The 12670-nt window shown below is 69.9% G+C and carries 14 protein-coding genes; 4 read left to right on the forward strand and 10 right to left on the reverse strand.

From position 1 onward, the window contains the following. Nucleotides 1-8: 8 nt before the first annotated feature. The 8 genes from OO70_RS01820 to OO70_RS01855 are packed head-to-tail and all read right to left on the reverse strand — an operon-like array spanning nt 9 to nt 6591. Entirely contained in the window at nt 9-389 is a 381-nt protein-coding gene (locus OO70_RS01820) for an allophanate hydrolase-related protein (RefSeq protein ID WP_043662798.1), read from the reverse strand. Between the two features lie 13 nt (nt 390-402). Beyond that, nucleotides 403-1566, reverse strand: coding sequence for an NAD(P)/FAD-dependent oxidoreductase (locus OO70_RS01825; protein ID WP_043662800.1), 1164 nt, complete (start codon nt 1564-1566; stop codon nt 403-405). Then, on the reverse strand, nt 1563-2927 hold the full coding sequence (locus tag OO70_RS01830) for an FAD-dependent oxidoreductase (protein ID WP_043663540.1): 1365 nt from the start codon (nt 2925-2927) through the stop codon (nt 1563-1565). Before OO70_RS01830 ends, OO70_RS01825 begins: the two co-directional genes overlap by 4 nt. A 4-nt stretch (nt 2928-2931) precedes the next feature. Further along, the gene (locus OO70_RS01835) at nt 2932-3225 is read right to left on the reverse strand and encodes a (2Fe-2S)-binding protein (protein ID WP_043662801.1); all 294 of its coding nucleotides are present in this window, start codon (nt 3223-3225) and stop codon (nt 2932-2934) included. Nucleotides 3226-3260: 35 nt separating this feature from the next. Then, nucleotides 3261-4016, reverse strand: a complete 756-nt coding sequence (locus OO70_RS01840; protein WP_043662802.1) for an amino acid ABC transporter ATP-binding protein — start codon at nt 4014-4016, stop codon at nt 3261-3263. After that, complete coding sequence (locus OO70_RS01845) at nt 4013-4741, reverse strand: amino acid ABC transporter permease (protein ID WP_043662804.1); 729 nt, start codon at nt 4739-4741, stop codon at nt 4013-4015. Before OO70_RS01845 ends, OO70_RS01840 begins: the two co-directional genes overlap by 4 nt. Before the next feature lie 19 nt (nt 4742-4760). After that, complete coding sequence (locus OO70_RS01850; protein WP_043662806.1) at nt 4761-5633, reverse strand: ABC transporter substrate-binding protein; 873 nt, start codon at nt 5631-5633, stop codon at nt 4761-4763. A gap of 7 nt (nt 5634-5640) precedes the next feature. Beyond that, a complete protein-coding gene (locus OO70_RS01855) occupies nt 5641-6591 on the reverse strand; it encodes a dihydrodipicolinate synthase family protein (protein ID WP_043662808.1) in 951 nt (316 codons plus the stop codon). 196 nt (nt 6592-6787) lie between these two features. On the opposite strand from OO70_RS01855, the gene OO70_RS01860 reads away from it, so the two are divergent. After that, nucleotides 6788-7825 carry a LacI family DNA-binding transcriptional regulator gene (locus tag OO70_RS01860; RefSeq protein ID WP_043662811.1) on the forward strand — a complete coding sequence of 346 codons (1038 nt, stop codon included), beginning with the start codon at nt 6788-6790 and terminating at the stop codon, nt 7823-7825. Nucleotides 7826-7894: 69 nt separating this feature from the next. Here OO70_RS01860 and OO70_RS01865 read toward each other — a convergent pair whose 3' ends face one another. After that, nucleotides 7895-8398 carry a hypothetical protein gene (locus OO70_RS01865; RefSeq protein ID WP_078651191.1) on the reverse strand — a complete coding sequence of 168 codons (504 nt, stop codon included), beginning with the start codon at nt 8396-8398 and terminating at the stop codon, nt 7895-7897. A gap of 402 nt (nt 8399-8800) precedes the next feature. Between OO70_RS01865 and OO70_RS01870 the strand changes: the two genes are divergently transcribed. Genes OO70_RS01870 through OO70_RS01880 form a run of 3 tightly spaced genes read left to right on the forward strand, consistent with a single transcriptional unit; the run spans nt 8801 to nt 11218 of the window. Continuing rightward, nucleotides 8801-9523 carry an alanyl-tRNA editing protein gene (locus OO70_RS01870; protein WP_051740455.1) on the forward strand — a complete coding sequence of 241 codons (723 nt, stop codon included), beginning with the start codon at nt 8801-8803 and terminating at the stop codon, nt 9521-9523. After that, nucleotides 9523-10098 carry a helix-turn-helix domain-containing protein gene (locus tag OO70_RS01875; protein WP_043662814.1) on the forward strand — a complete coding sequence of 192 codons (576 nt, stop codon included), beginning with the start codon at nt 9523-9525 and terminating at the stop codon, nt 10096-10098. The genes OO70_RS01870 and OO70_RS01875 overlap by 1 nt, the downstream gene beginning before the upstream one ends. A gap of 55 nt (nt 10099-10153) precedes the next feature. Continuing rightward, the gene (locus OO70_RS01880) at nt 10154-11218 is read left to right on the forward strand and encodes a threonine aldolase family protein (RefSeq protein WP_043662816.1); all 1065 of its coding nucleotides are present in this window, start codon (nt 10154-10156) and stop codon (nt 11216-11218) included. A gap of 47 nt (nt 11219-11265) precedes the next feature. Here the strand turns inward: OO70_RS01880 and OO70_RS01885 are convergent, their stop codons facing one another. Beyond that, a complete protein-coding gene (locus OO70_RS01885) occupies nt 11266-12666 on the reverse strand; it encodes a glutamate decarboxylase (protein ID WP_043662818.1) in 1401 nt (466 codons plus the stop codon). Nucleotides 12667-12670: the final 4 nt, after the last annotated feature.

The following is a 12670-nucleotide window of genomic DNA, read 5'->3' on the forward strand; positions in this document are numbered from 1 at the left end:
ACGAGGTGTCAGAGAGTGGCGAGGTAGGCGTGCCAGCCGCCGTGGGCGGTGATGTCGACGACACCGGGGGCCGTCAGCGCGGACGCGCGCATCCGCATCGAGAAGGAACCCGAGCCGTCCGCCAGCGCGATCACGCCCAGTTCGAGTTCCGAGGGCTCCTCGGGCAGCAGCCGCTCGCGCAGCACCTCGTAACTCACCTCGTACACCTCGCCGTTGATCGACGCGCCGCCCTCCGCGACCGGGTGCAGGCCGGGGAACTCGTCGCGTACGGAGAAGAAGCGGTACGTCGGTGCCGTGCGGGCGGGCCCGAGGAAGCGGGCCTCGCTCAGTGCGTGGTTGAGGGTGCCTCCGGACATCGCCTGGCCGTTGACGAACATTCTCAGGGTCATGGGGGAGTGCCTTTCAGGGCGATACGGGAGTGGTGGCGTCGTCGTGCAACAGGCGGCCGGGACCTAGGTCGTCCACCGGGTCGGCAGGAGCCTCCCCGGCGATCTGGCGGGCCAGCGTGTCGCCCCACACCGGGGCGAGGGTGAAGGCGTAGGTGCCGCCCGCGACGAAGAAGCCCGGGTGGCCCGGGACTTCACCGATCACCGGCATCTCGTCCGGGGTCGCGGCCAGCGGTCCGGCCCACATGCGCAGCAGCCGCAGCTCGCCGAGGAACGGCAGGATGCGCCCGGCCTGGGCGAGGTTGCCTGCCATGCTGGGCACGCTGACGGTGCTGCGGCCCGCCATGTCCAGTGCGGCGGCCGGCCAGCCGCCGCCGATCAACAGGTTGCCCGCGCTGACCTGCTTGACCGACATGCCCTCGCCGATGTGCTGGACCAGATGGTGCATGACCGGCGGGACCCGCACGGTCACATGCATCTGGATCGCGACCGGGGACATCCGGATCTGGATTCCGGCGAGTGCGGAGATCTCGGTGATCCACGGCCCGGCCACGTTGACGACCACGGGAGCCGTCCAACTCCGGTCGCCCGACAGCACTTTGTAGTCGTCGCCGACCTGCTGGATACCGGTCACCGGGGTGAAGGCGTGCACCTCGACGCCGAGACGGCGGGCCGCGGCCAGATAGGCGGGCGTGATCAGCAGCGGGTTGGCGTAGCCGTCGAGCGAGCACCAACTCGCCGCGCGCACACGGTCGGAGAGCAGTGGCAGTTGCTTGCGGGCCTCGTCGCCGGTGAGTACCTCGGTGGGTATGCCCGCCCGCCGCTCCCACTCGTGCTTCTCCCGCAACTCCTCTTCCTGGTCTGCTGTTTCGGCGACCATGAAACCGCCGCCTCGCCGCAACTCCACGTCCGCGCCGAGCCGTTCCTCGATCTGCGACCAGTGGTCGGACGCCCGGCGCTGGAGCGGCAGCAGCCGTGCGCTGTCGACCGGGACTTCCTGACCGGGGCGGCGGGTGTGGATGGCCTGGATGTGCAGGTTGCCGGCGGTGGTGCCAGAGCCTTCCCTGTTCGGCGCGCCGCGCTCCAACACCACGACCCGGTAACCGCGTTCGGCGAGGTGGAAGGCGGCACTGGCGCCGAGGATGCCGGCGCCGATGACGACGACGTCGGGCTGGGTCACTGGACTTCCTGCCCTTCGATCGTCGCGGCCATGGGCAGCGGCCGTATCGGCATCCGGGCCGCGAAGCACTCCGCCGTACCTTCGCCCCGCCCGGCCAACGCCGCGACGATGTGGCCGCATTCGCGTCCCTGGCAGGGGCCCATGCCGGCGCGGGTGGCGGCCTTGGTGCCGTGCAGGTCGTTCCAGCCGGTCGCGGCGGCCTCCCGGATCTCACCGGCGCTGACGCCCTCGCAGCGGCAGACCTGGGTGGCGTCGGGAATGTCGGCCGTGGTCGGCAACGGGTAGAGGCGGTCGGCCAGTTCGGCGAAACGGTCGAGGGCGCGGGCCCGGCGGCGGCGGAGGTCGGCCACTCGCACGCGGGCTCGTTCGGGGGCCAGGCGGCGCAGGATCGCATGGGCGGCGAGCTGTCCCCGTACGCCGGCCGCGTGCACGCCCGCGATACCGGCGCAGTCTCCGGCGACGTACAAGCCGTCGACCGAGGTCGCGCCGTCCGCGTCCACGACCGGGAGTTGCTCCGTCCCTGTCGGATCCAGCTCGGTGTCGCAGCCCAGCAGCCGGGGCAGTTCGGTGCTGGGGCGGAACCCGAATCCCACGCACAGCGCGTCGGTCTCCAACTGCCATACGCCGCCGTCCTCGTGGCCGATGTCCACGGCGGTGACCTGGGTGTCGCCGTGCGCGGCCAGCACACGTGAGCCCTGTTCGACGCGTACGCCGTGCCGGGCGAGGGTGAGCAGATAGCGCGCCGCCTCCGCGAGCCGGGCGGGCTGCCGCAGCGCGCCGCCGATCGAGGAAATCCCGGGCCGGTACGGGTGGTTCAGCTCGACCAGTGCCTCGATCCGGGCGCCCACTTCCAGAAGCGCGCAGGCGACCGGGAGCAGGAACGGGCCGGTCCCGGCGAGCACCACCCGCTGGCCCACGGGCACCCGGTCCATGGTGGCCAGGTGCAGGGCGAACCCAGGGGTGACCACACCCGGCAACGTCCAGCCAGGGAAGGGCAGGGAGCGCTCGTACGCGCCGGTGGCGACGAGTGTGGCCCGGGTGTTGATACGACCGAGGGCACCCGTGCGGACGTCGGAGGTGAAGAGGGTGCGGCCTCCGTCCTCGGCGCCCCAGACCAGGGTGCCGGTGCGGCAGTCGACGCCGGAGTCCCGTACCTGGCGGATGAGTTCGGTGCCGCGCGGGCGGAAATCGCCGAAGGCGGCGGTGAGTTGCTCGGCACGGCGCTTGTAGTACTGACCGCCCAGCGTGTCGGACTCGTCGAGCAGTACGACGCTCAGCCCGCCCCGAGCCAGGACCAGCGCCGCGTGCAGTCCCGCCGGCCCGCCGCCGACTACCGCGACATCCGCTTCGGACTCCGTCATGACGTCAGCCATGTGCGGCCGTCTGCAGTGGCTCGGTGTGGGTGCGGATGTCCATGCCGTCGGTGACGTGCGCGGTGCAACTACGGCTGCCGGGGCGGCCGTTGATGGTCACCTCGCACTCCAGGCAGACGCCCATCCCGCAAAAGGGGCCGCGCAGTTGGCCGTTGACCGGGTTGCGACGCAGCGGCCAGATGCCGGCCGAGACGAGGGCGGCGGTCACGGACTGGCCCGCCCAGGCCTGGCCCGGGGTGCCGTCGATGGTCACGGTGACCGTCTGCGGAAGGGAGTTGGTGCTCATGGCTGTGCTCACAGGGATCAAGAGGGGTGGGGGGTTCACAGGATGCGGTCCAGGAACTGCCGGGTGCGTTCGTGTTCCGGCGCGGAGAAGAAGAGGTCAGGGGACTTGTCCTCCACCACCGTTCCGTCGGCGATGAACACGACCCGGTCGGCCGCCGCCCGGGCGAACCCCATCTCATGGCTGACGACGATCATGGTCATGCCCTCCTCGCGGAGCCGGACCATGACGTCGAGGACCTCGCCCACCATCTCCGGGTCGAGCGCCGAGGTGGGTTCGTCGAAGAGCAGCAGCTCCGGGCGCATCGCCAGGGCACGGGCGATGGCCACCCGCTGCTGCTGGCCGCCGGAGAGCTGGGACGGATAGGAGCGGGTCTTGTCCGCCAGACCCACCATGGCCAGCAACTCGCCCGCCGCTACGCGTGCTTGGGCCTTGGACACGCCGTTCACATGAACCGGACCGGACGCCACGTTGTCCAGCGCGGTCATGTTCGGGAACAGGTTGAACTGCTGGAACACCATGCCGGTACGCCGACGCTGAACGGCGATCCGGCTCTCCCGCAGGGCGCCCCGCTCGCCGTAGCCGATCCGCTCGCCGCAGATGCTGACGGTGCCCGAGTCGGGGGTCTCCAGGTGGTTGAGGGTGCGCAGGAAGGTGCTCTTGCCGCCGCCCGAAGGGCCCAGGACGAGGACGACTTCCCCTTGCCGGACGGTCAGGTCGATGCCCTTGAGAACTTCAACTCCGCCGTACGACTTGCGTACTTGGCGCGCTTCAACGACCGTCTCGGTGGTCATCGGATCTCCATTTCGAGTGCCGGTACGGCGGCGCTCTTGATGCGGCGGCCTTTGCTCGGCCCGGTCTGGTGGCCGCGGCCGACCCGGATCTCCAGCCACCGCTGGACCAGGCCCCACAGGGTGGTCATCGCCAGGTAGTACAGAGCCGCCGCTGTAAGGCCTTCCAGGACACGGAAGTTGGTCTGGACGGCGAACTGGGTGCGGCGCAGCAGCTCCTCGACCGAGATCACCGAGACGAGCGTGGTCGTCTTGAGGAGGCCGTTGAAGCTGTTGCCGAGCGGCGGGACCATCACCCGCAGCGCCTGCGGCATGACCACCACCCGGAACACCTTCCAGGGCGGCATGCCGAGTGCGCGGGCGGCCTCGGACTGGCCGCGCGGGACCGAGAGGACCCCGGCGCGGACGATCTCCGAGAGGTACGCCGCCTCGTTGAGGACCAGGCCGGTCAGGGCCGCGCTGATCACGCCGAGGCGCAGGCCCAGCTGGGGCAACCCCGTGTAGATGATGACCAGTTGGACCAGGAGAGGGGTGCCGCGCATCAGCCACACGTAGAAACCCGTGACCAGCCGGACCGGCCTGAAGCGGGACGCCCGGCCGAGCGCCACGAGTACGGCGAGCGGAAGGGCGAGCGCCATGCTGACCGTGGTCAGCCAGATCGTCGTCCAAGCTCCCTGAACGAGCTGGGGATTGGTGAGGAAGGAGAAGAAGGCATCCCAGGACCACATGGCTCTCGCCCTTCGATCGCTACTTCGCGCTGATCGCGCCGGTGGTCACCTTGAGGTCGCCGGTGTAGGCCGTGACGCCGTACTTCTTGAACAACGTGGCCAAGTACCCGTTGCTGCGAAGGGTGTTGAGCGCGGTCGCGACCGCGTCGGCGGGCTTCTGCTTGCCGAAGCCGAGGGCGAGCGGGGCGGGGTTCATGCCCTTGACCGCCGTCTCGAAGCGGCCGTCCTTCTGGTAGTAGCTGGTGACCGCCTCGACGATGGCGACGCCTTCGACCTGGCCCGCGGACAGTGCCTGGTAGGCGTCGGCGGTGGTGGTGAAGGTGCGGACGGTGACCTGCTTCTTGCCGGCCGCCTTGAGTTCCTTGTTGAGCGCGGTGAGGGTGTCGAACTCGTAGCCGGGCGCTTCCACGGCGATGGTCTTGCCGGAGAGGCCGTCCTCGGAGGTGATCTTCTTCGGGTTGCCCTTGGCGACGGAGATCGAGACGCCCTGGACCTCGTACGGGACGAGCTTGACGGTCTTGGCACGCTCGGGTGTGTAGAACATGCCGGTGTCGATCATGTCCCAGCGTCCGGACTGCACGCCGGGGATCTGTGCGTCGAAGGGGATGTTGACGAACTTCGGGGTGAGACAGAGGAGTTTGGCTATCTCGTTGCCGAGGTCCACCCGCATGCCGACGATCTTGTTGGAGGCGTCCAGATACTGCATGGGCGGCAGGGTCGCGTTGGTCGAGATCGTCAACGTGCCCGCCTTGACCAGGTCCGAGCCGCCCACCTTGGGCGTGCAGCCGGTCGGGGCCGCGGCGGCGGACGACGAGGACGAGTCGTTGCCGCAGGCCGCCACGGTCAGGAGCAGGGCGGCGGCGGAGGAGGCCGCGATGAGAAGTCTGCGCACGGTCGGTTCACCTTTTTCCGGTGCTGGTGGAACAGGGGTGCAGCCCGGCCTCGTCGAGCGCCTCGGACAGGCCGAGCAGCGCGGACGGGTCCTCCAGGGGAAGCAGCGGGGGGCGTACATGCCCTCCGGGCTGCCCGAGCAGCCGCATGGCGGCTTTGAGCTGCGAGGTGGGTGAGGCGAACCGTGAGCTGTAGTCGTCGTTGACGAGCAGGTTCACAAGCCGTTCGTAGCGTGCGGACCATTTCCGGGCGAGGGCCAAGTCGCCTGCCCAGTAGGCCTCGTAGAAGGGGACGGCGAAGGGGGCGCCGAGGCCGCCGCCGTCGATGTTTCCGGCGCCGCCGAACTCGGCCATGACGGCCATGCCCCTGCGGTGGATGAAGCGCCCGAAGACCTGGACCTTCCCGGCCAGGGCGGCGCAGGTGTCCGCGACCTTCAGCTCGTCGCCTGAGCTGTCCTTGACGGCGACCACGGTGTCGAGTTCGGCGAGCCTGGCCAGGGTGTCGACCGTGATGTCCACGGCGGTGCCGCGCGGCCAGTTGTAGACCATGAGCGGCAGGTCGACCGCCCCGGCGAGAGTGGCGTAGAAGGCGTGGATCTCGTCCTGGCTCGGGTGGACGTAGGGCGGCGGGGTGGTGAGGATGCCGTCCGCGCCGATCGAGCGGGCGTGTTCGCCGTAGCGGGCGGACTCGGCGGCGGTGTACGCGCCGCAGCCGATCACCACCGGTAGCTGTCCGGAGAGTTCGGTGACCGCGATCTCGGCGACCCGGCGGCGCTCCTCGGGGGTCTGGGAGAACCACTCGCCGGTCGTGCCGTTCACCAGAACCCCGTGCACGCCGTGCTCCGCGTACAGCCCGAGCAGTGCGCGCCAGGCGTCCTCGTCGAGGGAGCCGTCGGCGGTGAAGGGGGTGGGTGCGGCCGGCCAGTAGCCGCGCCAGGGTGCGGCACTCGAAGTGGTCATGCTGTGCTCCGTGGGATCGATTGCACAGCACGGTGGCAGCGGTGTGGGGTGGAGGTCAATGTCGTTCTGGCCGGAAATTGCTCGTGAAACGCATTGTTTACGCCACCGACTTCACGGAATCTGCCATCATGGCGATCACGACCCGGCGTATGGGAACGGGTTGTATGGGATCGATTTCATGATCGGGGGTGGGCCGGTGGCAGTCACCTTGGACGAGGTGGCCGAGGCCGCGGGGGTCTCCAAGAGCACGGCATCAAGGGTGCTCAGCGGCTCCAGCCGGGTCAGCGCACAGACGAAGCGCGCGGTGCAGTCAGCGGCGGAACGCCTCGGCTACCGCCCCAACCGGATCGCCAGCGGACTGCGCACCCGGCGCAGCAACCTCGTCGGGCTGGTGATAACCAACCTGGTGAACGCCTCGTTCCACCGCATCACCGAGGTGCTCCAGCAACGGCTCGACGAACGCGGCTACCAAGTGCTGCTGTGCGTCACCGACTCGGACCCGGCACGCGAACGCCGTTACCTGGACATGCTGTTGGACCACCGCGTCGACGGTCTGATCATCGTGGGCACGGGCGACAACACCGCGACGGTGCGGGAGGTGAGCGCGGCCGGTATCCCCGTGGTCAACCTGATGCGCACCCCCGACGGCGCCCCCGGCGACTCCGTGATGGCCGCCGACCGGGACGGCGCCGAACTGGCCGTCCGCCATCTGCTCGACCTCGGGCACCGGAGCGTCGCCTTCATCGGCGGCCCGGCGGGCGTCGACTCCGGGCGCGACCGTTACGCGGGATTCACCGCGGCGCTGGCCACCGCCGGACTCGAACCCGATCCCGCCCTGTGCGCGCGGGGTCCGTTCACCGTGCCGTTCGGTGCGGAGGCGGCCATGCGGCTGATGGCTGCGGACAACCCGCCCACCGCGCTGTACAGCGCCAACCACGAAGCGACTTTCGGGGTGCTCGGAGCCCTGGTGCAGCTGGGGGTCCGGGTGCCGGAGCAGCTCTCCCTCGTGTGCCACGAGGAAGCGCCCTGGTTCCCGTACTGGCACCCGCCGATCACCGTCGTCGACAACGGAGCCCGCGACCTCGGCGAACTCGCCGCCGAGCAACTGCTGCGTCGTATCGACAGCCGCCCCGACAACGGCGACCCCGGCGAGGGGGGTGTCGGCCGGCTCATCCGCGTCGGCTCCCGGCTGGTGGTGCGCGACTCGACTACGGCGCCGCGTCGGCCGGAGTGATGCGACGGAAGAGGCTCGGCCGGGATGAACTGGCCGAGCGCTTCCGGGAGTTGAAGAGGGGCGCCGGTGTCAGGCGCAGAGGACGCGTGTCTCCGGTGTGTAGACCGGGCCGCCGCTGACGTTCGTCGAGTCGCTGAACTCGGAGTAGTAGTACGAGTAGAAGCCGATGTTGCCGTTGCACCCCGAGTCGGTGGCGACCTGCAGCGTCAGCGTCACGGTCCGGCTCTGACCGGGCGGGACGGTGGCGCCGTAGTCCGGGCCGAGGTCGGTGGGTCCGACGCCGGTGCAGGGGGTGCTGCCGGTGTCCGTGGTCAGGGTGCAGTCCGTGAAGCTGTACTTGAGGTCCGGCCGCTGGGTGGTCAGCCAGGTGGGCTCGAGCGTCTGGTAGATGAACAAGATGTCGTAGGTCTTGTTGTTGGTCAGCGTCATCGAGAGTTTCACCGCGCCGCCGGGCGTCGTGGTCGCGGTGTCGGTGGCGAAGGTCAGGTCGGCGTCCGCCGCGCTCGCACTCGGGGCCAGGCCGAAGACGGCGAGGAGAAGACCGAGGGCGGTGGCGAAACCCAGGAGTCTCATACGTGGTGATCGCATGGCCCGGGAGGCTAGGCGGGCCACTCGCGCGCCGTCTGCCCCGCGGACAGTGCCCCGGCCCGGATCGGCTGGATGTGCTTCTGGTGTGACAGCAGTGCGGCGAGTGTGTGAAGTGATGACCCGGGTTGCATAGGCGCACGGCATGGGGAGGGTGCGCGGGGCGCGCAGGGGTGGGGGCGAGGCTGTCGGCCGCGGGGCGGCGGATGCCGACATTGGCGTGATAGCTGACGCGGCGGATGTCGCGCGGCCTCACGCGGTGCGCATGTTCTCGGGCATTCGTCGATTTCTGGCCTCGACGCGTGCCGGGGCGGGCGTTCAGTGAGCTGTGTCGTTAATTAAAACGAACGATTCGTTCGACATGCCTCCGGAGTTCGGTATAGTGAACGCATGGTTCATTCAATCGCGGCTGCTCGAGAGGGCGCGCAGAACAGCGCCTACCTCGACGACACCTACCTGGAGCAGGTCGACACGCGGGTGATCGCGCTCGGCGAGACGGACGGGACGCCGTGGGCGGCCGTAGAGCACTGTCTGTTCCATCCGCAGGGCGGGGGCCAGCCCGCCGACCGAGGGTGGTTGGAGGACGCGGAGATCGTTCCCGTCCGGGACCGCGAGTCGGGACTGGTCGTCGCGACGGCTGCTGAGGACGGCAGCCTTCCGTCCCTCGCCGTTGGGGAGCGGGTGCGAGCCCGGATCGACCTCCCGACCCGGATGCGGCACGCCGCGCTGCACACGGCCGGACATCTCGTCGAGGCGGTCGGGCGGGCGCAGGGGTGGGAGATGGTCGGCAGCATCCACTTCCCCGGTCAGGCCCGGATCGAGTTCCAGGCACCGCCCGCGGGCGCGCGGCTGGCCGACCCGGACGGACGGGAGGAGGTGACCGTCGCACTGCGTGCCGCCGTGGCGGCCGCGGTCGCCGACGATCTGCCGGTCTCTGCGCGGTACCTCCCCGACGGTCGGCGCGTGGTGCGTCTCGACGCGCTGCACTCCGCGCCGTGCGGGGGTACCCATGTGCGCAGCCTCGGGGACCTGGCCGACGTGGTGCTGCCGACGCTGAAGGTCAAGAAGGGCCGTATCCGCGTGTCCTACACCGCGACTCACCGGAGCTGTTGATGACGCCCCCGCCGTCCGGCCGTCGGCCGGTAAGCAGTACCGCCGCCGCCGTCGGCGCGAAGATCCGGCTGCGCCGTCAGCAGCGCGGCATGAGCGCCGCGGAGATGGCCCGGCGCGCCGGGCTGAGCAAGGCCACCCTGTCGCAGTTGGAGGCCGGCAACGGCAATCCCACGATCGACACCCTGGACGCGATCGCGATCGCCCTGCGCATCCCGATCGCCGACCTGCTGGCGCGTGACGCCGACACCGGGCCGGTCTTCCGACCGGGCACGGACATCGAACCGGGCGAGGTATCAAGGGAGTTGCTACGGCGGATCAGCAGCGGCAACAGCCTGGAGATCTGGCGGCTGCGTATTCCGCCGGAGACGGAGCTGGCCGGCGTGCCGCACGCCACCGGCACGATCGAGCACCTGCTCATCGCCACCGGGCACGTCACCGCAGGACCTGTCGACGCCCCGGAGGATCTGGGCCCGGGCGACATGCTCGCGTTCGCCGGAGACGCCCCGCACTTCTACCGCACCGGCGCCGACGAAGTCGACATCACCGTCGTCTTCGCCTCTCCCATCAGCACCTGAGACGCCGTCAACAGCCGTGACCTCGGCAGTACTTGAGATCGAGGAACCCCCGCTCATGAGCACTTCCGCCATCGCCACCACTCCCTCAAGCCGGGCCTTCATCAGTGACAACATGGCCGGGGCCTCCCCGCAGATAGCCCGTGCCGTCGCCGACGCGGCCACCGGCCAGGTCCTGCCGTACGGCAACGACCCCTTCACCGAGCGCGCCCGCCGCAGGCTCGGCGAGATCTTCGAGCGGGACGTCGACGTCTTCCCGGTCTCCACCGGGTCCGCCGCCAACGGCCTGAGCCTGGCCGCCCTCACCCCGCCGTGGGGCAGCGTGCTCTCGCACCCCGACAGCCACATCAACACCGACGAATGCGGGGCTCCGGAGTTCTTCACCAACGGGGCCAAGCTCGTCGGCGTCCCGGGCGCCGACAGCAAGATCGACCCCGACGCGTTGCGCACTGCGGTGCGCCGACGGGCCGGTGACGTGCACAGCGTGCAGCCGTCGGTGGTGAGCATCAGCCAGGCCACCGAGAGCGGCAGCGTCTACACCCTGGAGGAGATCCGCGAACTGTCCGCCATTGCCAAGGACGCGGGGCTGCGCGTCCACATGGACGGGGCGCGCTTCGCCAACGCGCTGGTCCAACTCGGCGCCACCCCGGCCGAGATGACCTGGAAGGCCGGCGTCGACGTGCTGTCCTTCGGCGCCACCAAGAACGGCGCGATGACCGCCGACGCCATCGTCTCCTTCGACCCGGCACTCGCCACCGAACTCGCCTTCCGTGCCAAGCGTGCCGGTCAGCTCGCCTCCAAGATGCGCTTCCATACGGCCCAGATCGACGCGTACCTCACCGACGACCTGTGGCTGCGCAATGCCCGCCAGGCCAACGAGATGGCGACCCGCCTCGGCGACGGCCTCAAGTCCATCGCCGCCGCGGGCCTGTTGGCCGCTCCCCAGGCCAACATCCTCTTCTGCCGCCTGCCCCAGCACGTCACCGAAGGGCTCCTCGCCGAGGGCTACGCCTTCTACCACGACCGCTGGGAACCGGGCATCGTCCGCTTCGTCACCGCCTTCTCCCACAGCGCCGACGATATCGACCAACTCCTCGACGCGGTCCGCCGTCACACCGTCTGACAGGTGTTGTCGCGGACCGGCGCGAGGGAGACAGAAGGGCAGTGTCGTCAGGCGGTGACGAGCGGCTGGTGCGGTGGCGCGAGCGTCGGCAGGGTGGTGTGGAGGTTCCTGGTGACTTCGGTCAGGTCGGCGATGAACATGCCCGCGAGTTCGGCGGTGAACCCGGTGCGCACCACCAGACGCAGGACGGAGACGTCCTGGCAGGGCGCGGGGAAGCTGTAGGCGGGCAGATGCCAGCCCCGGGCGCGCATGGCGTGGGAGACGTCGAACACCGTGCAGCCCTGCGTGCCGGGTGTCAACCGGAAGGCGAACGCCGGGAGTTCGGAGCCGTCGGTGATCAACTCGTAGGGGCCGATCGTCCGGATGCGCGCGGCGAGTGCGCGGGCCGTGCTGCGGCTCTGCGCCGCGAGGTTCCGCAGCCCTTCGAAGCCGTAGCGAAGGAAGCTGTAGTACTGCGCGACGACGTGCGCGCCCGGGCGGGAGAAGTTGAGGGTGAAGCTGGGGGAGCTGCCGCCGAGGTAGTCGACCTCGAACACCAGGTCGTCGGGGAGGGCTTCGGCGTCGCGCCACAACGCCCAGCCCAGGCCCGGGAAGACGTGACCGTACTTGTGTCCCGAGGTGTTGATGGAGGCGACGCGTTCGAGCTGGAAGTCCCACATGAGGTCCGGGTCGAGGAACGGCGCGACCATGGCGCCGGACGCGCCGTCGACGTGCACGGGGATGTCGGTGCCGGTGGCGGCCTGGTATCCGTCCAGGGCCATGCAGATGTCCGCGACGGGCTCGTAGGAGCCGTCGAACGTGGACCCGAGGATGGTCACGACGCCGATGGTGTTGTCGTCGCAGTAGGCGGTGAGCGCGTCGGCGGTGAGGTGGTAGCGGCCCGGTTCCATCGGGACGTAACGCGGCTCCACCTCGAAGTAGTTGGCGAACTTCTTCCAGCACACCTGGACGTTCGCGCCCATCACGATGTTCGGGCGCGCGGTGTCCTTGCCCTGTGCGCGCCGGCGCTCCTGCCAGCGGCGCTTGAGCGCGAGTCCGCCGAGCATGGCGGCCTCGCTCGAACCGGTCGTGGAGCAGCCGCGGACCTGCTCCGGGTGCGGCGCGTGCCACAACCGGGCGAGCATCCGTACGCAGCGCTCCTCCATCGCCGTGATCTGCGGGTACTCGGCGCGGTCGGCGAGGTTCTTCTCGGCGGTCTCCGCCATCAACTCCCTTGCCTGCGGCTCCATCCAGGTCGTCACGAAGGTGGCGAGGTTGAGACGGGCGTTGCCGTCGAGCATCAGCTCGTCGCGTACCCGACGGCAGACCAGGTCGGGCGATGACGACGACTCGGGCAGCTCGTCGACCGGCAGCAGCAGGTCGACGGCGGGCGGCTGCCCGACGCCGCGGGAAACGGTCAGGGTGTCGAACTCGGCTTCGGGCATGACGTCGGTATGCGGGATGGGCATGAGT

Source organism: Streptomyces xylophagus, assembly GCF_000716435.1.
GTDB classification, from domain to species: Bacteria; Actinomycetota; Actinomycetes; order Streptomycetales; family Streptomycetaceae; genus Streptomyces; species Streptomyces xylophagus.